The organism is Kushneria phyllosphaerae (assembly GCF_900312995.1).
GTDB lineage: Bacteria > Pseudomonadota > Gammaproteobacteria > Pseudomonadales > Halomonadaceae > Kushneria > Kushneria phyllosphaerae.
The window spans coordinates 151,235-175,425 of record NZ_ONZI01000004.1 but is presented as its reverse complement, the minus strand read 5'-3'; the positions used below and the strand labels follow the sequence as shown (position 1 = coordinate 175,425).

At 54.9% G+C, this 24,191-nt stretch carries 21 protein-coding genes; 15 read left to right on the top strand and 6 right to left on the bottom strand.

Features of this window, described 5'->3' with window-relative positions; all coding sequences use genetic code 11:
- Positions 1 to 63 precede the first annotated feature (63 nt).
- From tolB to ybgF, 3 genes are read left to right on the top strand one after another with little or no spacing between them, the layout of a single operon-like run.
- The gene (gene tolB / locus KSP9073_RS13945; RefSeq protein ID WP_108843583.1) at positions 64 to 1,359 is read left to right on the top strand and encodes a Tol-Pal system beta propeller repeat protein TolB; all 1,296 of its coding nucleotides are present in this window, start codon (positions 64 to 66) and stop codon (positions 1,357 to 1,359) included.
- A 48-nt stretch (positions 1,360 to 1,407) separates the two neighbouring features.
- The gene (pal, locus tag KSP9073_RS13940) at positions 1,408 to 1,926 is read left to right on the top strand and encodes a peptidoglycan-associated lipoprotein Pal (protein WP_108843969.1); all 519 of its coding nucleotides are present in this window, start codon (positions 1,408 to 1,410) and stop codon (positions 1,924 to 1,926) included.
- Positions 1,927 to 1,940: 14 nt separating this feature from the next.
- Positions 1,941 to 2,711, top strand: coding sequence for a tol-pal system protein YbgF (ybgF, locus tag KSP9073_RS13935; protein ID WP_108843582.1), 771 nt, complete (start codon positions 1,941 to 1,943; stop codon positions 2,709 to 2,711).
- Positions 2,712 to 2,785: 74 nt separating this feature from the next.
- Here ybgF and KSP9073_RS13930 read toward each other — a convergent pair whose 3' ends face one another.
- The gene (locus KSP9073_RS13930) at positions 2,786 to 3,478 is read right to left on the bottom strand and encodes an HAD family hydrolase (RefSeq protein WP_108843581.1); all 693 of its coding nucleotides are present in this window, start codon (positions 3,476 to 3,478) and stop codon (positions 2,786 to 2,788) included.
- Complete coding sequence (gene ubiG / locus KSP9073_RS13925; RefSeq protein WP_108843580.1) at positions 3,475 to 4,194, bottom strand: bifunctional 2-polyprenyl-6-hydroxyphenol methylase/3-demethylubiquinol 3-O-methyltransferase UbiG; 720 nt, start codon at positions 4,192 to 4,194, stop codon at positions 3,475 to 3,477. The genes KSP9073_RS13930 and ubiG overlap by 4 nt, the downstream gene beginning before the upstream one ends.
- 668 nt (positions 4,195 to 4,862) lie before the next feature.
- Here ubiG and galU point away from each other — a divergent pair.
- Both galU and KSP9073_RS13915 read left to right on the top strand, forming a co-directional pair.
- Positions 4,863 to 5,753, top strand: a complete 891-nt coding sequence (gene galU, locus KSP9073_RS13920) for a UTP--glucose-1-phosphate uridylyltransferase GalU (protein ID WP_108843579.1) — start codon at positions 4,863 to 4,865, stop codon at positions 5,751 to 5,753.
- A 2-nt stretch (positions 5,754 to 5,755) separates the two neighbouring features.
- Positions 5,756 to 7,066 (top strand): nucleotide sugar dehydrogenase, encoded by a 1,311-nt coding sequence (locus KSP9073_RS13915; protein ID WP_108843578.1) that lies wholly within the window; start codon positions 5,756 to 5,758, stop codon positions 7,064 to 7,066.
- Positions 7,067 to 7,148: 82 nt separating this feature from the next.
- On the opposite strand, the gene KSP9073_RS13910 is transcribed toward KSP9073_RS13915, so the two are convergent.
- Entirely contained in the window at positions 7,149 to 7,769 is a 621-nt protein-coding gene (locus tag KSP9073_RS13910) for a superoxide dismutase (RefSeq protein ID WP_108843577.1), read from the bottom strand.
- A gap of 300 nt (positions 7,770 to 8,069) precedes the next feature.
- Between KSP9073_RS13910 and KSP9073_RS13905 the strand changes: the two genes are divergently transcribed.
- The 4 genes from KSP9073_RS13905 to msrA all read left to right on the top strand — a co-directional run bounded on the left by KSP9073_RS13905 (position 8,070) and on the right by msrA (position 15,467).
- Positions 8,070 to 8,675: a hypothetical protein gene (locus KSP9073_RS13905; RefSeq protein ID WP_108843576.1), complete on the top strand. Its 606-nt coding sequence runs from the start codon at positions 8,070 to 8,072 to the stop codon at positions 8,673 to 8,675.
- Between the two features lie 64 nt (positions 8,676 to 8,739).
- On the top strand, positions 8,740 to 10,614 hold the full coding sequence (gene tamA, locus KSP9073_RS13900) for an autotransporter assembly complex protein TamA (RefSeq protein ID WP_243409265.1): 1,875 nt from the start codon (positions 8,740 to 8,742) through the stop codon (positions 10,612 to 10,614).
- Positions 10,614 to 14,708, top strand: coding sequence for an autotransporter assembly complex protein TamB (tamB, locus tag KSP9073_RS13895; RefSeq protein WP_108843575.1), 4,095 nt, complete (start codon positions 10,614 to 10,616; stop codon positions 14,706 to 14,708). Before tamA ends, tamB begins: the two co-directional genes overlap by 1 nt.
- Before the next feature lie 126 nt (positions 14,709 to 14,834).
- Positions 14,835 to 15,467 (top strand): peptide-methionine (S)-S-oxide reductase MsrA, encoded by a 633-nt coding sequence (msrA, locus tag KSP9073_RS13890; protein WP_108843574.1) that lies wholly within the window; start codon positions 14,835 to 14,837, stop codon positions 15,465 to 15,467.
- 28 nt (positions 15,468 to 15,495) lie between these two features.
- Here the strand turns inward: msrA and KSP9073_RS13885 are convergent, their stop codons facing one another.
- Together KSP9073_RS13885 and can are read right to left on the bottom strand one after the other, a co-directional pair.
- A complete protein-coding gene (locus KSP9073_RS13885) occupies positions 15,496 to 16,533 on the bottom strand; it encodes a hydrolase (protein WP_108843573.1) in 1,038 nt (345 codons plus the stop codon).
- 123 nt (positions 16,534 to 16,656) lie between these two features.
- Positions 16,657 to 17,301, bottom strand: coding sequence for a carbonate dehydratase (gene can / locus KSP9073_RS13880; RefSeq protein ID WP_108843572.1), 645 nt, complete (start codon positions 17,299 to 17,301; stop codon positions 16,657 to 16,659).
- 161 nt (positions 17,302 to 17,462) lie between these two features.
- Between can and gorA the strand changes: the two genes are divergently transcribed.
- The 4 genes from gorA (at position 17,463) to KSP9073_RS13860 (ending at position 21,434) form a co-directional block, all read left to right on the top strand.
- Positions 17,463 to 18,824: a glutathione-disulfide reductase gene (gene gorA, locus KSP9073_RS13875; protein ID WP_108843571.1), complete on the top strand. Its 1,362-nt coding sequence runs from the start codon at positions 17,463 to 17,465 to the stop codon at positions 18,822 to 18,824.
- A gap of 297 nt (positions 18,825 to 19,121) precedes the next feature.
- Complete coding sequence (gene ectA / locus KSP9073_RS13870) at positions 19,122 to 19,634, top strand: diaminobutyrate acetyltransferase (protein WP_439330965.1); 513 nt, start codon at positions 19,122 to 19,124, stop codon at positions 19,632 to 19,634.
- A gap of 54 nt (positions 19,635 to 19,688) precedes the next feature.
- Positions 19,689 to 20,951, top strand: coding sequence for a diaminobutyrate--2-oxoglutarate transaminase (gene ectB, locus KSP9073_RS13865; protein WP_108843569.1), 1,263 nt, complete (start codon positions 19,689 to 19,691; stop codon positions 20,949 to 20,951).
- A gap of 87 nt (positions 20,952 to 21,038) precedes the next feature.
- Complete coding sequence (locus tag KSP9073_RS13860) at positions 21,039 to 21,434, top strand: ectoine synthase (RefSeq protein ID WP_108843568.1); 396 nt, start codon at positions 21,039 to 21,041, stop codon at positions 21,432 to 21,434.
- 113 nt (positions 21,435 to 21,547) lie between these two features.
- Here KSP9073_RS13860 and KSP9073_RS13855 read toward each other — a convergent pair whose 3' ends face one another.
- Positions 21,548 to 22,036 carry a DUF1161 domain-containing protein gene (locus tag KSP9073_RS13855; protein WP_165814263.1) on the bottom strand — a complete coding sequence of 163 codons (489 nt, stop codon included), beginning with the start codon at positions 22,034 to 22,036 and terminating at the stop codon, positions 21,548 to 21,550.
- Between the two features lie 266 nt (positions 22,037 to 22,302).
- On the opposite strand from KSP9073_RS13855, the gene KSP9073_RS13850 reads away from it, so the two are divergent.
- The gene (locus KSP9073_RS13850; protein ID WP_108843566.1) at positions 22,303 to 22,746 is read left to right on the top strand and encodes a Fur family transcriptional regulator; all 444 of its coding nucleotides are present in this window, start codon (positions 22,303 to 22,305) and stop codon (positions 22,744 to 22,746) included.
- Between the two features lie 67 nt (positions 22,747 to 22,813).
- Entirely contained in the window at positions 22,814 to 24,148 is a 1,335-nt protein-coding gene (locus tag KSP9073_RS13845) for a dihydroorotase (protein ID WP_108843565.1), read from the top strand.
- The last annotated feature ends 43 nt before the right edge of the window (positions 24,149 to 24,191 follow it).

Here is a 24,191-nt window from a genome sequence, read left to right as displayed (position 1 = left end):
TGCGCCTGTTTTATTGGCAGGTAGCAGGGATCAAGGATCGTTAAAACCCGAGGGTGTGTGCTGATGAAAAAACTAATGGCACTGGCTGGTTTCATGATGCTCATGATGGCCAGTCTGATGGCGCAGGCAGCTGGTGATCTCACCATCGAGATCACACGTGGCAATGACAATGCCATACCGATTGCAGTGGTGCCTTTTCGGGGTGACGGCGTCAGCCCTTCCGAGGATATCGGTAAAATCATTGCCGACGATCTTGAGCACAGCGGTCAGTTTGCACCACTGGCGCCCCAGGACCTGATCTCACGTCCTGCCAGCGGTGATAATATCAATTATGGGGACTGGCGCCGTGTCAGGGCCAATTACCTGGTGGTGGGGCGCGTTGAAGCTTCCGGTAATGGCTACAAGATCAGCTATGAGCTTCATGACGTGTCAGGTCAGCGTCGCGAACTGGGAGAAGTCGTTACCTCAAGTGAAGATCAGCTGAGGTCTCGTTCGCATTACATTGCCGATCAAATCTTTGAAAAAATCACCGGGATTCGCGGGGCTTTCCAGACACGCATTGCCTATGTCACGGCCAAGGGTGTTGATCCCAACATCAGCTACGCCCTGTATGTTGCCGATCAGGACGGGCATCGTCCACAGCAGATTCTGTCTTCCGATCAGCCCATTCTTTCTCCGGCCTGGTCACCGGATGGTCAAAAGCTTGCCTATGTCTCTTTTGAATCGGGTCGACCTGCCATTTATGTCCAGCAGCTTTCCAGTGGTCGTCGCGTCCAGCTGACTTCCTTTAAAGGCATCAATGGGGCACCGGCCTGGTCACCGGACGGTCGCAAGCTTGCCATGTCACTTTCAAAGGATGGCAATCCCGAAATTTATGTCATGGACGTTGCTTCTCGTTCGCTCAAGCAACTGACCAATTCAAGCTCCATTAATACTGAGCCAGACTGGAGTGCTGATGGTCGCTCGATTTTGTTTACTTCCGATCGCAGTGGTCAGCCTCAGCTTTATCAGATGGATGCTTCCGGCAGCAACGCAAAGCGCATGACCTTTACCGGCAATTACAATGCAGGTGGTCTGTATGGACCCGACAATAAATTCATCTTCATGACCTCTCGAACCGATCGTGGTTTTCAGGTTGCGAAGCAGGATTTATCGTCAGGACGTGTGACAATATTAACCAATACTTATCAGGATGAAGCGCCGGCAGTTGCGCCCAATGGCACAATGGTGATATATGCCACTCAGCAGGGAGCACGTGGTGTGCTTGGTGCTGTTTCGGCAGATGGCAGGGCGTCTTTCGTAATACCTTCACCTAATGGTGAGGTTCGTGAACCTTCCTGGTCGCCGTTTTTGAATTAAACGACTAGAATGAATTTTGTCATTCTTTATAAAAGCAAGGAGATCATCATGCAGTTTTCTTCCTACGCCAAAACTCTGGCGGCCGCACTCTCTCTGGCTGTTGTTGCTGGTTGTTCCAGCGGCGGCGGTACACAGGATGGCGACCAGCAGAATGGTGGCATGAACAGCGGTTCTTCCACTCAGGGCATGAACAGCAGCTCTGGTGCTACCGGCCAAAACAGCGGCCAGCAGGCACAAATGCCGAGTGAAAATCGCGTCTACTTCGATTTCGACAGTGACAGCATTCGCCCGCAGTACGAATCCATGCTGAACCAGCATGCTCAGTACCTGCAGCGTAATTCCAGCACCAATATCGTACTGGAAGGCCACACTGATCCGCGCGGTACTCGTGAGTACAACCTGGGTCTTGGCGAGCGTCGTGCCAATGCCGTACGTCAGTACCTGACCATCCAGGGCGTGCCTGCTTCGCAGATTGAAGTTGTCAGCTACGGTGAAGAGCGTCGTGCTGCTTCCGGCAACTCTGACCAAGCCTATTCTCAGGATCGTCGCGTCGTAATCGACTACTGATCCCGGAGTAAGCAATGAAACACAGTCTTATTCGACTGTGCGGCGCGGGAGCCCTTGTGCTCCCGCTGTCCGTTTGGGCATCCGCACAAACCGGCTCTTTTTATAATCAGGCGTCCACGGATTCCGGTTCCGGCAATCTGCAAATATTCAATCGTTTGCAGAGCCAGGAGCAGGATATCAATCAGCTACGCGGTCAGATTGAAGAGCTTCGCCATCAGCTCGAGCAACAGACAAAGCTTTCTCAGCAACGCTATCTGGATCTCGATGAGCGCTTAAGCAATTCACAGGGAAGCACCAGTGGTTCAAGCGGTGATGATACCGGTTCGGCTACCGACAGTGACCCGATAACCCAGGCCGCTTCGGGGGGGAGTCAGTCTCCTTCGTCATCAGGCACGGCGTCGTCTTCCAGCGATGCCCAAAGCGCTTATCAGGCTGCCTTTTCGCATGTGCAAAAGCGCGAGTTTGATCAGGCCATTTCTGCCTTTGAAACCTTTAATCGCGACTATCCGCAATCCGGTTTAAACGGAAATGCCTGGTATTGGCTGGGTGAGCTTTATTCTGCCAAGTCACAGCTGGACAAGTCATCAACGGCCTTTGGCAAGGTCATTAATGACTACCCTCAAAGCAACAAGGTGCCTGATGCAATGTATAAGCTGGGTCTTGTTTATGCGCGTCAGGGGAAGGGTGCTGAAAGTCAGAGCATGTTGAAAAAAGTGATCAGCGAGCATTCCGATAGTGATGCAGCAGGCCTTGCACGCGAGTTCATGCAAAAAACCAGCGGCTGATATTACCGGTCTGAATTCGCGGGCATTCGCTAAAGGCGAAATGCCCGCTGCTTGTCATTGGCCAATATCGTGGCCTACAGGCTCATTGTCTCACTTGGGTCCTGCTGTAGCAGTACCCTGCAAAGTGCTTCTGGTGTTTCAAAAAACTGACTTGCAGGCCAGTCGTTGGGGTTGTCTTCCTCGCGAAGGTAGCCATATGTCACCGCAATGGCCGTCATGCCGGCGTTGTTGGCCGCCTGAATGTCACGTAGATGATCACCGATATACCAGCACCTGTGCGGATCGATGCCAAGACGTCTTGCTGCTTCAAGAAGCGGGGCAGGATCCGGTTTTTTAACCGGAAGGTCATCAGCACACAACAGCACATCCGGCATTACATTCAGCGCCTTGAGCAATGGTACGGCGTATTCTCTGGGCTTGTTGGTAATGATTCCCCACGTACGGCCTGTGCGGAGATAATGCTCAAGAAGCTCTGGAAAGCCTTCAAAAAGGCAGCTTTCTTCAGCCACGTTTTCACCGTAGCTCTCAAGTAAAAGCGTTCGTGCCTCATCATGCCCATCGGTCTTCTTTTCCAGGCCCAGCGCCAGTGTGACCAGTGCGCTTCCACCGTGTGAAACTTCCCGTCGAATATCTGCATAGGGCAGAGGCGATAGCCCGTGCACCTTTCTAAGCGCATTGGTGGCACGAGCCAGATCCGGCGCCGTATCGACCAGAGTGCCATCCAGATCGAACAAAACGGCCTGCGGAATATCGGACAAACCATTCATGAATGTGGCACACGGGTATGCATGAAGTAGTTGACGTCCAGATCCTTGTTGGAGAGCCGGTAGTGGCGAGTAAAGGGGTTATAGATCATGCCTGTAATGTCGCGCACCTCAAGGTCTGCCTGACGTGCCCAGCGTGCCAGCTCGGAAGGGCGGATAAAGCGCTGAAAGCTGTGTGTGCCCCGAGGCAGAAGATTCAGGATATATTCGGCACCAACAATGGCCATTGCCCATGACTTAGGGTTGCGGTTGATGGTGGAAAAAAAGACATGGCCACCGGGTTTGGCCATACGAGCACAGGCTTTAATGACGCTACCTGGATCCGGGACATGCTCAAGCATTTCAAAGCAGACCACGACATCGAAACTGCCCGGCTGGCTGGCTGCCATGTCTTCGGCGCTGATGCACTGATAATCCACCTCAACACCGCTTTCCTGTTGATGGAGGCGTGCAACGGCGAGGGGGGCTTCGCCCAGATCGATCCCGGTGACTTCGGCGCCACGATGCGCCATGGCTTCGCTCAGAATGCCGCCGCCACAGCCAACATCAATGACACGATGGCCGGTCAGGCCTGCACGTTGATCAATATAATCAAGGCGTAGTGGATTGATGTCATGAAGCGGCTTGCACTCACCCTCACGATCCCACCAGCGACTGGCAAGATCATCAAACTTGGCAATTTCACCCGGATCAACATTGGAATACTGTTTCTCGCTCATCAGTGAGCTCCTGTAGGAGTAGGGCAGCCTGTGCCATCTTTTATATTGGTCTGTATTGTATAGGGTCTGCGGAGATCATGAACCAATACGGTTTCCGCATGATTCCCATATACGTGCCGTTGCAGGATTCAAGAGGGACAATTTTGTCCTTGAACAAGCGTTTTGCATTGAGAGGTCACGACACGATGATCATGTCGTCCATGAAGTGAATCGCTTGTAAGAGGAGACAGCCAGACCTCTTGTTAATCACCGGTGTCGTAAAAGTGTCATGACCGCTTCAGCTCAACCAGTCTCATGAGCTTATGCATCATGATCTGTATCCCTTGTAGTAGAATTGATTGATGACGTGGATGATGAAGTCAGTTCAGAAAGCTTGTCTATCTGCATCAACCTGAATTGATGTACATTTGAATATATTTTATACCGTTATCTTTTCGTCAAAAGAATAGATCGCAAATACGACTTGTACAAAAAGAAACATTTTGCCAAGGATATAGAAGCAAAGGTTCGGTATTTTATGGGGTTATAAGCCGATTACCGAGTATCGTGGCGAGATTCGCCTGTTCGGGCAAGATTTTGAACCGCTTATCGATCACGATACTGTCATGGCAGGCATCACTGTGCCATAAGCCCATATATTTCTGTTATTAGATAGAAAGGGAAAATGAATGATTCGTAAAGCTGTATTGCCTGTTGCCGGTTTTGGTACGCGTTGTCTTCCTGCCTCCAAGGCAATCCCCAAGGAAATGATCACCATTGTCGACAAGCCGGTCATCCAGTATGTCGTTCAGGAAGCCGTCAAGGCCGGCATCAAGGAAATCGTACTGGTAACTCATTCCTCGAAATCAGCTATCGAAAACCATTTCGACAAGCATTTCGAACTTGAGCACCAGCTTGAAGCGAAAGGCAAGAAAGAGCTTCTTGAAGAACTTCGCAATATTATCCCTGACGATGTTTCCATCATCAGCGTACGTCAGCCGGAAGCGCTGGGTCTTGGTCATGCCATTCTCTGTGCTCGCCCGATCATTGGTGATGATGAGCCGTTTGCCGTGATGCTTCCGGACGTTCTGGTCGATGATGAAGGCATGACGCGCAATGATCTGGGTGGCATGATTGATGCTCATGATCAAACAGGTGCCGCTCAGATCATGGTTCAGAATGTTCCGGCTGAAGTCGCCTATAAGTACGGTATCGTAGCCCTTGAAGGCGAGACGCCTGAAGCCGGCAAGAGCGAAAAGATCACGGGCATGGTAGAAAAGCCTGAAACGGGCACAGAGCCTTCTACACTGGCTGTTATTGGTCGTTATCTGCTGCCCGGAAGCATCTTCCCGGTGCTGGCCGAAACGCGTCCTGGTGCAGGTAATGAAATTCAGCTGACCGACGCCATCGATACCTTGCGCAGTAAGCAGGATGTTGCTGCCTATCGTATGGAAGGCGAAACTTTCGACTGCGGTCATCAGCTTGGTTATCTGGAAGCGACACTGTCGTTTGCACGCCGTCATCCCAAGTACGGTGAAGGGTTCCGTGAGCTGCTGAAGCGCTATCAAAGCGAGGCATAATCATGCAGGTGGTAGTGCATGGAAGCGAACTGAGTGCAGCAACAGCAGCCGCTGCACTTTCAATGGTGGGCCACCAGGTATACTGGTGGCCGCATCCTGCTCAGCCATGGAATGTTCTGGCCGAGACGGACTGGATCAGAAATGAGCCAGGGCTTTATCACCAGCTGTCACAGAGCATCGACAATGGCTCCTTGACGCTGTGTGAAAGCTCCAAGTCCCTGCCCAGTGCCAGCGTCTACTGGCTGGCTGTTTCGGCAGATCAGCGCAATGACGCTGACCAGTGGGTTGAGCAGACGCTGGGACGCGAGCCGCACGATTTTGTACTGGTCAACAACAGTACGTTTCCGATCGGCCATACGGAAATACTTGAAACCCTGCTTCGCAAGGAGCGTCAGGTTGCCGTTGCATTGCCGGACATGCTTGAAGAGGGCCGCGCCATGGCCACCTTTACGCGTCCCGACAGCTGGATTATGGGCAGTGAGGATGATTGGGCCACTCGCCAGATCGGTGAGCTCTTGCGTGCCTTCAACCGCCGTGAGAATAACGTTCGTCTGATGCCACGGCGTGCAGCCGAGCTGACCAAGCTTGCCGTCATTGGCATGCTGGCGACTCGTGTCAGCTACATGAATGAGCTGGCGAGCCTTGCAGACAGTCTGGATGTGGATATCGAGCTGGTGCGTCAGGCAATGGGGTCTGATCGCCGTATCGGTCGCGAATATCTTTATCCGGGTTGTGGCTTTGGTGGCCCGAGCTTTGCTCGTAACCTTTATCGCCTGTCGAGCATTCGTGCCCGTGAGGGGCAGCATAATGGTCTGCTTGAGCAGGTCGTACAGGTCAATGAGCAGAAGCAGGAAGAGCTCTTCCGAAAGCTCTGGCAGTATTACGATGGCGACCTGAAGGGGCGTACGGTGGCGATCTGGGGGGCCGCCTTCAAGCCGGGCACCGCACGTATCGCACATGCACCGGTACTTCGTCTGTTGGACGCTCTATGGGCGCAGGGCGTGCATGTCAGACTTCACGATCCGGCCGCACTGCCCGCTATCGAGAACTATTACGGTCAGCATCCGCTTCTAACACTGGCAGGCACGGCACAGTCAGCCTGTGAAAATGTTGACGCGCTATTGCTGGTGACCGAGTGGAAAGAGTACTGGAATCCGGATTGGCGTCGTTTGTCGACCCTCATGACAACACCGCTGATTCTGGACGGCCGTAACATTTACGATCCGGCCTTCGTGGCGCAACACGGGTTCTGTTACCGCGGTATCGGACGCAGTGCCAATCCGCAGGAAAGAGCAGCAGACGACGACCGCTGATGCTCTAAAAGCGGGCTGGTTCGATGTGTTTTCATTCATATCGGGCCAGCCCGTTTTTTTGTTGCCAAAATTCCGGTAAAACTCAGGCGTGTAGCCGATTGCGCCTGCCTTGTGCGGTGGCAATGGCGTCTTCGAAGCACTGCTCAACGAATGGCCAGTTAATAATATCCCAGAGTTTTTGAAGATATTTGCGTCGATCGCTTCCAAAATCGACGTACCAGGCATGTTCCCACATGTCGATGGCCAGCAGGGGCGTAACGCCTTTGAGCAGTGGGGAACTCGCATCCACTGCATTATGAATATCCAGCCGCCCCTGAGGGGTATACACCAGCCATGTCCAGCCGCCCATGAAGTGGGCCATGGCACTGGCCATAAAGGCTTCCTGAAAGCCATAAAGGCTTTCCCATTGTGCCGAAAGCGCCTTCTCAATGGCTTGACTGGGAGGATGGTACCAGGGCGTCAGGCACTGCCAGAAAAAGGTATGGTTCCATGCCTGGCAGGCGCAGGCCTGAGCCTCACCCCGGCCGGTGCCCATAATGTTTTCAAGCGAGCGTTTGGGCTGGTCATCGCCTTCAAGCAGCGTATTCAGGCGCTTCAAATAGCCTGCATGAACACCTTCGTGGTGCATGCGCAGGTTATGTTCGGAAATCACGGGTGCCAATGCATCCGTTGCATAGGGCAAAGAGGGAAGTTCAAGGGGCATGATCAACGTTCCATTCTGGCCAGGGAGCCCCTGGTATTGCCGTTTGTACCTGTCTGCCGGATAGCCTGTACTGGCTTTTCACAGGCCATGCATCGTAGCATGCATGCAGTTTCATGACCTGGCCGAAAGGGTCAGGTTATATTTCCGACTGCTACATTTCTCGAGATTTTCATGCCGCCAAAAGATCATGAAGAGCCCGTCATAGGCGCTGATCGCAACGCTGCGTATTCAACCCGTACGGAACCACGGACTCCTCATGTTGGGCGTGGCTCACGCAGGTCCTCTCCATGGCCTGTCTATGTGCTTTTGCTGTTGCTTGCCGCCGCGGTGGTGGCCATGGGGGTGCAGTATTATAAGGACCGCCAGCACTGGTCTGAAAGGATGTCAGAGCTGACGCAAAAAACGCAGAGCGTTGCTGTTAGTCGTCAGGAAATGTCGACAAACCTTGATCACATTCTTGATGGCATTCGAGGGGAACAGCAAAATCAGCGCCTGCAGCTTGAAACGCTGCAGCAACGTGTTGAGCAACAGGCCGGCGATGATGACCAAAAGGCGCGGCTGAGTCAGCTGGAAAAGTCCGACGCATTGCGTCAGCAAACGCTGGTGTCGTTACAGCAATCCATGGATTCGCTTGATGCTGTTATCGAAGGTCTTAAAAGCACTTATGATGCACGTTTCAAGGATGTAGATAATACTAACGCCGAGCAGTCGGAGCGGTTGCAGGCCATGCAGGACAGTCGTCAACAATTGCAGACGCTTGCCGCCAGTGTGGATGATCAGGAAAAGACCCTGGCCTCGATCAAGTCGCGCGTCGATGAACTGGCTGCTCAGGGTGAACGGCTTCAACAGAGTCAGACAAGTCTGCATGCCGCCCAGGAGTCGCTTCAGGATCTTTTGAATCCTTGAAGGGTGCCGCCAGCGCCGTAGGCATACGGTGTGATTCATATCATCAAGGAAGATCTTGAACGTTATGCGATTCTTTTGTCGTCACCGCATGAACGCCGGCACGCCGACCCGCAGAGTGCTGCTGCTGACGCTTGTGATGGCCAGCGTTTGTCAGTCCTCTGCTGTATTGGCCATTGATGCAGACGTCAAGGGAGTGCGAGGAGAGCTTGCGACCAATATTCGCAACTACCTCCAGTCCCTGAACATTCCTGAAAATGCCGACACGCAAAGCTATAGCGCCGAGGTGACACAACGGGTGCAGGATGCCCTGAAACCCTTCGGTTACTATGAGCCTGACATTGCGGTCAGCTTTCAAAATCGTGAACAGGTGACTGTCGATGTTGATCACGGCACGCCTGTGCGCGTGCGCTCCGTCGTGGTTCGCGTCGAGGGTGCGGCGGAAGATGACGAACCCTTTCAGCAGGCACTTCAGGCCAGCCCGCTGACAGGCATGGAAGGTGAACGCCTTCTGCATACCCCTTACGATACGCTCAAGTCTCGATTGACGGCGCTGGCACTTGAGCGGGGCTATTTTGATGCCCGCTATCGACAGAGCCGTATCGAAGTTCATCCATGGGAACATGCCGCTTATATATCGCTGATATTTGAAAGCGGAGAGCGTTATCGCTTTGGCGACATCTTTGTCACCGGCAGCCAGATTCGTGAAGAGCGGCTGCGCAAAATGGCGCCCTTTGATCCCAATGATCGATATCTGGCCACCGATGTTGCCCGTTACAGCCAGCGTCTTGGCGATTCAGGCTGGTTTAGAAGCATCAGCGTTCGGCCCCGGCTGGATGAGCGCGCGCGCAAAAGCGCTTCGCCAATGGTGACCTCATCACCGGATGTGAGCGTGGAAGGCCCTGACGGCAAGCGTCAAAATTTCCAGGACGATATCGACGCTCAGGAAAGGCCGCAGCAGGCCACCGTCCCTATCGATATCAACGTCACCCCGGAAGACCGCCACAAGTTTGAAACCGGTATCGGCTACTCCACGGACGTAGGGCCACGAATCAACTTTGGCTGGAACATGCCATGGCTCAATGATCGGGGAGACAGCCTCAATAATGATCTGGTCCTGTCAGGCCCCGAACAGACGCTCACCGGCGAATACAATGTACCGCTGGCCAACCCGGCGCGTGATAACTACTACATGCGCTACGGCTTCAAAAATACTGACCGCACCGAAAGCGATACCCGCAGTTTTGAGAGCTCGGTGGCGTTTGGTCGGGAATGGCGTTTCGAGAACGACTGGATACAAAATGCCTATCTGCGTACCACGTACGAGGACTTCACCCAGGGGGATGAAGAAGACAAGGTGTTGCTGTTCATTCCCGGCATGAGCTGGTCTCGCACGCGTACGGACAATACCCGCTTTCCCATGTGGGGAGACCGACAGGATATTCTGGTAGAAGGGTCAAACAATGCGTGGGGCTCTGACGCCAACTTCCTGCGTACCCGTCTGGATAGTCAGTGGATCCGAAGTCTTGGAGAGAATAACCGTTTTGTCGGTCGCGCCACGGTCGGGGCCACCAGTACGGATAACTTCAGCCAGGTGCCGCCTTCACTACGCTTTTTCACCGGTGGCGACAGCAGCGTTCGCGGCTATGAGTACGAAACCATTGCACCTGAAAACAGCGATGGTGATCTTCTGGGCGGCAAGCACCTGCTGGTCGGGTCTCTGGAGTATCAGCGCCAGGTGGCCAAAAACTGGTGGGGTGCCACCTTCGTGGATGCCGGCAACGCCTTCAGTGAATGGTGGCCGGATGAGCTCAAGACAAGCGCAGGCGTAGGCGTGCGATGGATTTCACCCGTTGGGCCGGTTCGTCTGGATATCGCCCATCCCTTTGATAGTGAGGAGGACTCTTGGCGTCTGCACTTCGGCATCGGCCCGGAATTTTGATGTTATTGCCTCGCGCTGTCCTCTGGATAGTGGTGACGCTGATTGCGCTCGTGCTCATGGTGGCAGGGATAGCCCTGTCACCATGGGGCACCGCCAAACTGCTTGAGCAGGCGCAGTCACGCGGTTTCATCACCTATGACCACGCGGAAGGGGCGCTGCTGGATGACTTCACTATTCAGGGATTGCATCTGGACCTGCCGGCAATTCGACTGAATGTTGATCAATTTGCACTGCACTGGAGCAGTGACTGCCTGCTGCGTGGTCGACTGTGCCTGGATCAGCTGCAGGTCAGCGGCGTTGATGTCGTATTGCGCGGTGGCGACGCCGCCACGCCCGAGACCACGGACGATGAGTCGACCATGACGCGGATCAGCACGCCGCTACCTGTAGAGCTGCGTGATCTGCGTCTGGATGATATTCATCTGAGTCTGGCCAATGGCACCCATGTCGAACTGGGCCACTTTCACAGTAGCGCCATGCTTGAAGGCAGCCACCTGACGCTGGGCGAAACGAGGCTGGAAGATACCCGAGTGATGCTTCCGTCCTCGCCGGGGCTTGATCAGCCGGATCTTCTTGATTCAAGCGTCGACGTGCGCACTGCCCGACGTGTGGTACGCCCGGATATGGTGATCGCGCCGGCCATTGCGGCTGCCGAGTCAATCGCCGCGTCGGCACCGCCTGTATTGCTGGACAATGATGCCACCTTTGCCCTGTCTTCCGACGCCGTTGACGTTGCCCTAAAGGTCGCCAATCCCGAGCCGCCCACTGTGCTTGAAATGCTGGCCGATCTCGGTCAGAAACCGCTGGCCAACCCTTTGGCAGAGATTATCGGACAGACGGACGCTCAGGGGCGCATCGTCATGCCCGAGATCACTCTGCCACTGGATATCGATGCCGAAGATGTCGCCATCAATCGGCTAAGGCTTGATGGAGAAACGCCACTGATTGTTCATCAGTTGGCGCTATCGGTACATACAAAAGACTCGGACGTTGAACTACGCCAGCTGACGCTTGATTCTTCGATTGCACGTCTCGCCATGAGTGCTCAGGCCACACTCAGCGGCGACTATCCGCTGACGCTGTCGATGCGTGCCGAGGCGCTACAGGCGCCTGTTCAGGGGGAGCATATTGACGTTGATGCTCATGGTGAACTCTCCGATCTAAATCTTGATGTCAAGGCTGCCGGGCCCATTGTTGCTGCGCTGAATGCCCATGCCGATGTGCTGGCTCCCGAACTGCCATTCAGACTCAATCTTTCCAGTCCACAGGTGCGCTGGCCACTTGAAGACACCCCCGGGGTAGCGCCCTGGCGTGCCCGGGATATCAACCTTGACGCCGAAGGCTCGCTCGAAGGCTACCAGCTGGCACTGGGCAGCCATGTGGAAGGACCGAATATCGCGCCGCTGGATATTCGCCTCAAGGGCGACGGTGATATCTCGCATTTCAGCTGGACGCCCCTGACCGTGACCACCGGGGACGGAAAACTGGAAGCCAGAGGTACGGCGACATGGTCGCCTTCACTGGATGTCGCGTCATCGCTGAACATGAGCAATCTGCCCCTGGAGAACCTGACCAGTGCCGTGACCGGACGCCTCAATGGCACACTGCGTGCCGGGTTCCAGCAGCAGGGCGATCAATGGCGTGTCGATGTTCCCGAGCTTGCCATCGATGGCACCCTGCAAAAACGCGCGCTGTCCCTGAAAGGCCGTTTGAATGGCAACAGCGACATGCAGTGGCACATCGATCAGCTGGATTTGCGACAGGGCAACAATCGCGTCTCGGCCAAAGGGGATATCGACAGGCAGCTGTCACTGGATGCTGACATTTCGGCACCGGCTCTGGGCACGATCCTGCCGGATCTGGACGGTAGCGCCAGCGGTCAGATCAGGCTCAGAGGGACGCTGGACAATCCCAATGGCAATGTTGACCTGAAAGGGCAGGGACTTCGTTATCAGGAGAACCGCATCGGTGCGCTTCGCCTGACAGCCAAAGCACAGGGGCTTGATAACCCAAGCTTTGATGTGGATCTTGATGCCAGCAGCATCAGTGCTGCCGGTCAGCAGATTCGTCAGGTGGCCACCACTCTGAAAGGGACACTGAAACAGCATCGATTGACGCTGGATATGGGCGGCGGCGACGGCCTGCCCGTTAGTCAAGCACGCATGGTGCTTGAGGGCAGCTTTGATCAGCCGGCGCAGCGCTACACAGGAACGATCACGCCGCTGGAAGTCAGCGCACCTCAGGGTGGGGATATTGCCCTTGAGGGGCCGCTGAAGTTTACGGCACTGTTGAAGCAGTCCAGTGTGACGGCCTCACCCTTTTGTCTTTCCAGACGTCAGGGCGGTCGGTTGTGTTCGGTCGATACACTTCAGGCCAGTGCTGACAGCGGTCGCGCAGCTCTGCGCCTATCGGATATCGATCTGGCGCTGGCCAACGATTACCTTCCCCCTCAGTGGCGTCTGGGCGGCGGGCTTGAAGGCGACATCAACGCCCAGTGGTCACAGGCGGGACGCCGATGGAATGTCGGCACCGATCTGCAAGGCGAGGTTGATGTCCGCGGCCAGAATGCCCAGGGCCAGCCTTTCTCATTGCCGCATCTGGGCGTTCGCATGAATGCCGAGGCCACGCCTGACCGGGCACAGGCCCAACTGAACCTGAATCTGCGTGATGCCGGCAGCCTCCGTCTCAATGCTGATGTGGGTGACCCGCTCGGTCGTCGAACGCTTTCAGGCAGACTGGCGGTCAATGGCGTCACGCTATCCCCCTATACGCCTCTGGTCGCCGCCCTGAATGAACTGGCCGGCCAGCTCAATGGCGATGTTTCCCTGTCAGGGACGCTGGTCGAACCACGCCTGAATGGCAACATGATGCTCAGCGATGTGCGCGCGCGTGGCCCTCAACTACCTGTCAGCCTGGACGATGCTCGCATGGCCATGGCCTTTCAGGGCGATCGCGGGACGCTGGAGGGCTATCTACAGGTGGGTGACGCTCGCTGGGGTCTTGACGGCAATGCCAATTGGCCGACCACCGAAAACTGGCAGGCTAACATGGCACTCAGCGGCGGCAATTCACCGCTGGAAATCCGCATGCCGGAATTCGGTCGTCTGCGGGTGGCACCCGACATCCGGGTGGCAGCCAATCCAAAGCGTCTGGATATCAGTGGGGATGTTCGCATTCCCTGGGCGCGCCTGGAGGTTGGCCAGATTCCAGCCTCGGCCGTCAAGCCATCTTCCGATGAAGTCATTGTGACCCAAAAAGAGTATGAGGACCGCCAGCAGCGGCAGGCAAAAATAGAGGCGAGCAACGACATCGAGCGTCAGCTGGCCTGGGCCAACACTCAGGATCTCGAAGCGGCCGGAATGGAAGTCAATGTTGGCGTCAACATCATTGTGGGCAACGATGTTCAGCTGGAAGCCTATGGCCTGAATGCCAATGTGCAGGGGCGTCTCAATGTTCGCCAGAGCGCCAATCAGCTCCAGCTGTTTGGAGATGTTGCGCTCAAGGATGGTCGCTTTCAGGCCTTCGGTCAGGATCTGATCATTCGCCGCGGTCAGGTGTTGTTCAGCGGCCCACCGGGACAGCCGTATCTCAATATTGATGCCATCCGTAACCCTGATAGCACGGCCGACAATGTAACCGCCGGGCTGCAGGTGACCGGTCCTGCCGATCAGCCGGAGCTTAATGTGTTCTCCGAGCCCGCCATGAACGAATCGCGAGCACTCTCCTATCTGCTGCGCGGTCGTGCCCCGGATGCTGATGGCGACAGCGATGGCATGCTGACCTCGGCTCTGATCGGGCTGTCGCTGTCCAGAAGTGGCAAGGCCATTGGGCAGCTGGGCGAAAGCTTCGGTATTGATGACCTGTCACTGGATACGTCCGGCAGCGGTGATGAAAGTCAGGTGGTGGTCAGCGGCTATCTCTTTGATGATTTCCAGGTCAGCTATGGCGTAGGGCTTTTCTCCTCGATTGCTGAATTGACCCTGCGCTACCGATTGATTCAGAACCTGTATCTTCAGGCTGTCTCGGGGGCCAATCAGGCCGTGGATCTTATCTATACCTTCAGTCTGGGGCGTACGCCCGAGAGAGCGTATTGACAAGGAAAAACCGTTCAGGGGGTGATGGGGCTTGTGTTTTGCCTCGTCAGCCCCGATAACCTGTAGCCTGTTAACGTTTATCCTGTTTTGAAACTCGTCTGTTTCAAAACCCGTTGAGGAGGCACCATGTTCGGATACGACAGAACGCGTATGCCCAGTGCAGAAGAAGCATTGGCTGGCCGTGATACGCCCATGACCATCAGCGGCGTCCATCACGTCAATGACCGTGACATTTCAGCGCCACCGCCCGAGGGTTTTGAAGACATCATTCTGGGGTTGGGCTGTTTCTGGGGGGCAGAGCGATTGTTCTGGCAACTGCCAGGAGTATGGGCGACGGCAGTCGGCTATGCCGGCGGTTACACGCCCAATCCGACCTATGACGAGGTCTGCACCGGCAAGACCGGGCATGCCGAGGTTGTTCGAGTCGTGTTCAATCCGTCAGACATCAGCCTGGCTGAACTGCTCAAGGTATTTTGGGAAGCCCATGACCCGACCCAGGGCATGCGGCAGGGCAACGATATTGGCAATGAATACCGCTCCGTCATTCTGGTACGCAATGAACATCAGCGTGAAGAGGCGCGCAAAAGCCTTGAAGAGTATCAGCAGGCACTAAAAGAGGGCGGCAAGGGAGACATCACCACTCAAATCGAGTCTCTCGAAGCCTTTTACTATGCCGAGGAGTATCACCAGCAGTATCTAAGCAAAAACCCCATGGGGTACTGCGGCCTCAAGGGGACCGGTGTCAGCTGCCCGATCTGAGGCTGGTTTATCCGGTGTTCGGGGCGCTTCAATCCTGTGGCTGATTGCGCCCCAGCGGCCGGGTCTGCAGTTGTCGACCGGGTACAAAACGCCAGCTCTCAAGCTGCTGCGCCACACGTCTGGCAAGCCACGGTCGCAGCAGCCCCTGACGATATTCTATAAAGCCAACATGTCCGCCATGTTCGGCCATCTCGATACGTACACTTCTTGACGGTACCGGCAGCCGATCCAGCAGACTCCTGGGCATGAGGGGATCATCTGCTGCATGCAATATCAGGGTTGGAAGTTCTATACGATGCAGCATGAGCCCGGAGGAAGCTCGTTGATAATAATCCGTGGCGGACCCGAAACCGTGCAGGGGCGCCGTGATTTCATTGTCGAAAGCCCAGAAGGTATCGAGTTGCTTGAGCTGCTGACGGTCAAGGCGACCGAGACGGCCATCGTCGACATGACGCATCATCTTGCGCTTCATGGATTTCAGAATGTGGCGTTGATAGCAGCGGGCGAAACCCATATTAATGGCGTCCGCTGAAGCGGCCAGATCCAGCGGTGGGCTGATCGCGATGGCGCCGGCCAGATCCAGACCGTCGCCGCCCTGTTCTGCGGCCAGCTTGAGCAGTACATTGGCCCCCAGTGACACGCCCACGGCAACCTTCAATGCGTTGGGATAACGTCGGGTAAGCTGAGAAAGCATCCAATAGGCGTCAGCTGTTTCACCCGCGTGGTAGCTTCGCACATGACGGTTGGGCACGCGCCCGCAGCCGCGAAAATGCATCAATACCGCACGCCAGCCCATATCAGCCGCCGTTCGCATGAGCATGCGGGCATAAGGGGAATTGACCGAGCCTTCCAGTCCGTGAAACAACACCATGATGGGCGCTCGTGCATCAGCGGGAGAGGGCTGAGCCCAGCTGAGCTCCACGATATCGTTATCGGGCAGTGTTAAAAGCTCTGTCTCAAGGCCGAGTTTGCTGCGAGGCAGAAGCAGGGGCAGCAGAGTCTGAATATGAGGATTGGCCAGCCCGCGCGGCGCGCGAAAGCCGGCCTTGTAGATCATGCCCGACATGTTGACTCTTTTTACCCGCAAACGGTGAGGTTCCGTTATCACCGAGAGCCAAGGGCAGGTCAAGCGTTGTCGTGTTTATTGATGTGACGTCTGTCGGGCCAATTCGATGGATCGGTTATCCCGTCAGCAGGACAGCCGGAAGGCTTCGGCCTCATCAAAGGTGGTCACCGTGCAATCAAGATCCTTGACCAGACCATTTTCCAGACTGTAACACCAGCCGTGTACCGAGACGTTCTGCTCGCGCTCCCAGGCCCGCTGCAAAATCTTGGTCTGACAGAGGTTGGACACCTGCGCTCTGACATTGATTTCGCACATGCGATCGATCTGCTCATCCTGTGATAGATGCGCCAGGCTTTTCTGGTGCTGGTGATACAGGTTGCGAACGGTGTTGAGCCAATAATCAACGATACCGTTGTCCCCGCCGGTAACCGCAGCCTTGATACCGCCACAGCCATAGTGACCCACGATCATGATGTGCTTGACCTTGAGGACATCAACAGCAAATTGAATAACGGAAAGGGCGTTCATGTCGTTGTGATGCAGCACGTTGGCGACATTACGATGAACGAAAACCTCACCCGGCGGGAGATTGATGATCTGATTGGCAGGCACGCGGCTATCAGAGCAGCCTATCCACAAAAAATCGGGATTTTGCTGGTCGGACAGACGCTTGAAAAAGTCAGGATCGTTCTCGACCATCTGATCGGCCCAGAGTCGATTCTGCTCGAGAAGCTGCGAGATATCCTGACAATTCTTGTGGTCACACATCGTTTTTTACGGCCTTTTCAATGAACAGCATAGAGAATGGTAAACACGCCGGAACGGCTATGGCGCACGCTCATGTGATAGCATCATGACCCATTATTCCCAGGGCAGGATTCCAACGGAAGCGCCTTCGTTTCAAATATTTTTCAGCTGGAGCAACAAACGTGTCGCAATATGATGTCGATCTTTTTGTCATCGGTGCAGGATCAGGTGGCGTCAGGGCTGCTCGCACCGCAGCCGGCAAGGGCGTCCGGGTAGCCATCGCCGAGGATCGATACCTGGGCGGCACCTGCGTCAACGTAGGCTGCGTTCCCAAAAAGCTTTATTCCTATGCCGCTCATTTCCAGGATGCCTTTGAAGACAGTCAGGGATTTGGCTGGCACTTCGATAGTGCCCCGCGTTTTGAATGGTCAAGACTTCGGGACAACAAAAAGGCTGAAATCTCGCGGCTTAACGGTATCTACGAAAAGCTGCTGACCAATTCAGGCGTTGAACTGATTCAGGGACGTGCCGAAATCGTTGATGAGCATACGGTGGCCATTAACGGCCGTCATGTCAGCACCGAAAAAATTCTGATCGCGACCGGGGGCACGCCCTGGATGCCGGAATTTGAAGGGCGTGAACATGTGCTGTCTTCAGATCAGATTTTCGATCTGCCCGCGTTTCCCAGGCGATTCCTCGTGATGGGCGGTGGTTATATCGCTGTCGAGTTTGCCAGCATTTTCAATGGATTGGGTGCACAAACTCATCTGGCCTATCGAGGTCCGCTTTTTCTGCGCGGGTTCGATAACGAACTGCGTGACTTCATCCGTGACGAGATGATGAAAAAGGGCGTAAACCTGCATTTCGAGTCCACGATCACCCGTGTTGAAAAGCGCGATGAGGTCTACGACGTGGAGCTCAGCAACGGTGAAACGCTGGAAGTGGATGCCATTCTGGGCGCCACAGGACGCCGTCCGCGCTTTGAGGGTCTGGGCCTTGAAAATGTCGATGTCGAGCGTGAGTTTGATGGCAAGCTGAAAATCGATGATCGCTATCAGACGTCCGTTTCGTCGATTCTGGCCTTGGGCGATATTATCGAAGGCCCTGAACTCACGCCTGTAGCGCTTGAGGAAGCCATGCGTCTGGTTGAGCTCCACTATGGCAGCGGCAGTGCAGACCCCATTGATTACGACAGCGTGGCGACCGCCGTGTTCTGTCATCCCAATATGGGCACGGTAGGCCTTACAGAAGAGCAGGCCAGAGAGCGTCACGACAGCATTCGCGTCTACACCACGAACTTCAAGCCCATGCGCCACACGCTTTCGGGCAGTGATGAGCGCTGCCTGATGAAACTGGTGGTCGATGACAATACCGATCGTGTGCTGGGTGCCCATATGGTGGGTGAAGAGGCCGGTGAGTTGATTCAGGGGCTGGCCATTGCCGTACGCGCCCGACTGACCAAGCGTGACTTTGATGCCACCATTGGGGTGCATCCCACCAGCGCCGAAGAGTTTGTCACTTTGCGCAGTGTCACAAGAACGTAATGCCTGACAGACATCATGAGTTCCAAAGCCGCCTGCAGGCGGCTTTTTCTTGTCTATAGTTAATTGGGCTGGCCAGTCATGGGCTCTGATTTTAGAGGCTCTGGTTCCAGAAAAAATTGTTTCTTTCCCATAAAGATGAATTATGGATCTATCGGCAAATCATAACAACAGAATTTGATGGTTCTATAAGTTATTGTTATTATGCGTGCCTAATTCGCCAACTGCGAAATATCGATGATACCAACCAATCAAACAACGACGGCGGCAAGCGATATCTCCCATCCCGATCTGGCCGAGATGATCATTGAAGGGGAGTCCCCCATTTTTATTCGCCCACCCGGGACGGATGATGGCTGGGGTATCTATGAACTGATCAAGGCCTGCCCGCCGCTGGATGTCAATTCCGCTTACGCCTATCTGCTGCTGGCCACGCAGTTTCGTGACCGTTGCGCCGTGGCTACTTTGGGTGATGGTGAAATCGTTGGTTTTGTCTCGGGTTATGTTAAAACCAATGCCTCGGATACCTTCTTTTTATGGCAGGTTGCAGTCGGCGAAAAAGCCCGAGGCACAGGGCTTGCCCGTAAACTGGTAGAGACCGTCCTCAGACGTGAACATCAGGCGGGCGTACGTCATCTTGAAACCACCATTACGCCTGATAACGAAGCGTCTTGGGGGCTTTTCAGGCGCCTGGCACAGCGCTGGCAGGCACCGCTTAATAGTCGCGAATATTTTTCTGAAGAACAGCTTGGTGGAGAGCACGATCCGGAAAATCTGGTACGGATAGGGCCCTTTGATCCGCAGCAGATCTGACCATGACAGTTTGAGTTTCTGACCCAACCCTATTGATACGGAGGAGTGTTGTTAATGGACACGCAGTATTTTGAACGGATGGAATCTGAAGTTCGCACTTATTCTCGCTCTTTTCCCATTGTTTTTGACCGCGCCTGTGGCGCTCATCTCTGGACTACCGACGGCACGCAGTACATCGATTTTCTCGCCGGTGCCGGCACTCTGAACTATGGCCATAATAACCCGGTGCTGAAAAAGGCACTGATGGACTATATCGAGCGCGATGGCATCGTCCATGGCCTCGATTTCTGGACCCATGGCAAACAGGATTTTTATCAGACGCTTGAAGAGCTGATCCTCAAGCCACGCGGTCTGGACTACAAGATTCAGCTTCCCGGGCCCACCGGTACCAACGCGGTTGAAGCTGCCATTCGCCTGGCGCGTCGTATCACGGGGCGCTCCAATATTTTGACGTTCACCAACGGCTTTCATGGCGTCACCATGGGGGCGCTGGCGACCACCGGCAATGCAAAATTCCGCGATGCGCTTGGTGTGCCGGCCATTGGTGCCCAGTTCATGCCTTATGACGGCTATCTGGGTGAAGGGGTGGATACGCTCGATTATGTCGAGAAGGCACTGGATGACAAATCCAGCGGCCTGGACCGTCCGGCGGCAGCCATCGTTGAGCTGGTGCAGGGCGAGGGCGGTATTAACGCAGCGTCCATTGAATGGATCAAACGGCTGGCCGAGATCTGCAAGCAGCGCGATATCCTGCTGATTGTGGATGACATTCAGGCCGGCTGTGGTCGTACCGGTAAGTTCTTTAGCTTCGAGCATGCCGGTATCAAGCCCGACATGGTAACCAATTCCAAGTCGCTGTCCGGCTATGGTCTGCCGTTTGCCATGCTGATGATGCGTCGTGATCTCGATAAATGGACGCCGGGTCAGTATAACGGCACGTTCCGGGGCCACACGCTGGCCATGGTGACGGCCGCCGAGGCGCTGCGTCATTACTGGAAGGACGATACCTTTGAACAGGATGTCCAGCGCAAGGGCGAGGTGATTCGCGAGCGCTTTGAAATGCTGGCCGGATTGCTCAGCGATGTCGGCCACCCCGCGAAAGAGCGTGGGCGTGGCATGATGCGCGGCATAGATGTCGGAAGTGGTGAGCTGGCTGACGAGATTACGCACGGCGCCTTTCAGCGCGGTCTTATTATTGAAACCAGTGGCCAGGCAGGCGAGGTCGTCAAGTGTCTCTGTCCGCTGACCATTACCGATGATGAGCTTGAGCAGGGCCTGACCATTCTTGAAAGAAGCATTCGTAGTCTCATTGAATAACTGTCATTAGAGTGGCTTTGGCGGGCGTCTATCGTCCGCCGCGACAGTGATCCCTGTAGATTGTGATCAGAAAAGGCAGATAGACCGATGATCGTTCGTAACCTTGAAGAGTGCCGCAAGACCGACCGCTTTGTTGAAGCCGAAAACGGCAACTGGGACAGTACGCGTTTGATGCTGGCCGAAGACAATTGTGGTTTTTCCTTTAACATCACCCGAATTCGCCCGGGCACGGAAACCCACATTCATTACAAGAATCATATCGAAGCCGTCTTTTGCTATGAAGGCGAAGGCGAGGTAGAAACCATTGCCGACGGTAAAAAGCATACTATCAAGGCCGGTGATATGTATCTGCTGGACCAGCACGATGAACACTGGCTGCGTGGCAAGGAAAAGGGCATGACCGTTGCCTGTGTGTTCAATCCGCCGCTGACCGGCCGGGAAGTGCACCGCGAAGATGGCTCCTACGCGCCGGCAGATGACTGAAATACGGCGTTGATAGATCCTGGCATCCGTTAATGGCCTAAAAAAGCCTGCTCATGTGAGCAGGCTTTTTCATTGTTTAGAAGGAAGATGCGACACTTGAAGGTGGTCGACCCTTAACGGGCAGAGCTTTCAGGATTGACCGGCATATCGGACGTCTCGATCCGGCGTCTATCTGATGAAGGATCACTGTCGGTCTGGTTGGGTGAGGATGTCTCGGGAGCCTCCACGGATGCCGGCGAGGTATCCGATGCCTTGGGTGACACATTTTCTGTTACTGGCGAAGAGGCGCCATCAATTTCATCTTCGTCGGAAGACGTGTCTTCCATTGTTTCAGCGCTGTTGGTGCGGTAGTGACGCTGATAGACAATCTGGTACTGATTGCTTTCACAGTGGCCAACGATCTGACCATCCGCCTGATCGGCATCGGCCGTTGGAATGACCTGAAGGGAGTAGCCCATGGGTTCAACGCCATTGGATTCGATGTTCTGGGCAATCCGGTCACGAACATCCTGACAGGCACCAAAGGCCAGCGTGGGCAGACAGAGCGCTGTCAGTGTTAATGCAAGCGTCGAGCAGCCTGTCAACGGACGTGAATACTTCATGGGGCGATCTCCTGAGAAACAACACAACAACATTATTCGATGTGGTGAATATAAACCATTATGGCGCCGACCATATGAGGCTGCACTGACCATGCACAGTGACTTCGCATAATATATATTATGTTAAATAAGGTGTGAACAGGATTTTACCATTCGCTGTTCAGTGACATCTCATAGGTTCCTCAAGGTGCGAGCCCTGCCCGATGACGTTACCATAAGCGCATATTTCATATGCTGTCCTGCGCTTTCAACGATGAGAACATTCAATGCCTGATGTATCCAGCCTGCTGCGCATGGCCGAAGCGCGTTGTCATGACAATAACGTGCGCTTTACGCCCATCCGTCGCCGAATCTTTGAAATCATCAGTGCACACTCCAGCGGTCTGAAGGCTTATGAGCTTCTTGACCTGCTCTCCACCGAACATGCCTCGGCGCGACCGCCCACGGTGTATCGCGCTCTGGATTTTCTGCTCGAACAGGGGCTGGTGCATCGCATTGAATCGCTCAATGCCTATGTCGCCTGCCCGTGCCCGGATCATGCCCGTGGCTTTCAGCTCATGATCTGTCGTCGCTGCGGTCTTGTCGAAGAGATGCATGATCATGACACCATGGCGCGTCTGGAAGAGACGGCGGCCGGCCACGGGTTTGTCATTGAGCGCCAGACCATCGAGCTTTCCGGCGTTTGTCAGAAATGCCGACAGTCACCCTGATCGAAGGTGGCCCGGTTTTTATTTTTATCGTGACTTTCGTTTTATTTCATCACACAGGTCCCATGCCATGTTTGATCTGCTGATCGTCAATGCCCGCGTCGTCAATGAAGGCACCATTCGCGAACTGGATGTCGGCATCCTTGATGGGCGCATTGATGCCATCGCTCCCTCTCTGTCACGTGATGCCAAAAAGGTCATCGATGCGCGGGGTCGCTATCTGCTCCCCGGCATGATCGATGATCAGGTGCATTTTCGTGAGCCGGGCCTGACGAGCAAGGGAGATATGGCCACAGAATCGGCCGCGGCGGTCGCCGGCGGAATCACAACCTACATGGAAATGCCCAATGTCAAACCCCCGACCCTGGACAGTCAGGCACTGGAAAACAAATATGCACTGGCGCGCGGTCGATCACATGCCAACTATGCCTTTTACCACGGGGCCAGCAACGACAATCTGGAAGCCATAAAGGCACTGGATCCGTCGGCGACCTGTGGCATCAAGATTTTCATGGGGGCTTCTACCGGCAACATGCTGGTCGACGCACCGCAAACGCTGGAAGACATCTTTGCCAGTGCAAAAATTCCGGTGATCACGCACTGCGAAGACACACCGATGATTCAGGAAAGCGAGCGTCAGGCGCGCGAGCGTTTCGGAGAACAGGTGCCCTTCTCGCTGCACGGTGAAATCCGCTCGCGCGAGGCCTGTTATAAAAGCTCCAGCATGGCGATCGATCTGGCGCGCAAGCATGGCACACGCCTGCATGTGCTTCACCTGACCACGGCAGAAGAAATGGCGCTGTTCGAGCCCGGCCCCGTGGAGGGCAAGCTGATCACGGCGGAAGCCTGTGTGCACCACCTGTGGTTCTGCGATGAGGACTACGAGCGGCTGGGGTCATGGATCAAGTGCAATCCGGCCATCAAGACCGCGGCCGATCGTCAGGCCATTCGTGAAGCGGTCAACGACGGGCGAATCGACATCGTGGCCACCGATCACGCGCCGCATACGCTGGAAGAAAAGAACAATCCCTATTTCAGTGCGCCTTCCGGCATGCCGCTGGTGCAGCACGCCCTCTCCTCCCTGCTCGATCAGGTCAGCGCCGGCCACTTTGAGCTGACCACCATCGTTGAGAAAACCAGTCATAACGTGGCCCGACGTTTTGAGCTGGAAGACCGTGGCTTTGTTCGAGAAGGCTATATGGCGGATCTCGTTTTGGTGGATCTTGAAAAGCGCTTCACCGTTATCCGCGATGAACTGCTCTACAAGTGCGGCTGGAGCCCTTTTGAGAACAAGGCACTGCGTGGCAGCATCGACACCACCATCGTTAATGGCGTCGTTGCCTGGGATGGTAAAAGGCTTGCCGAAGCCCCGGCTGGCGAGCGCGTGACCTATCGTCGCCGATAATTATCTATCGTCAACAATCATTCGTCGCCAATCACCATGGAGT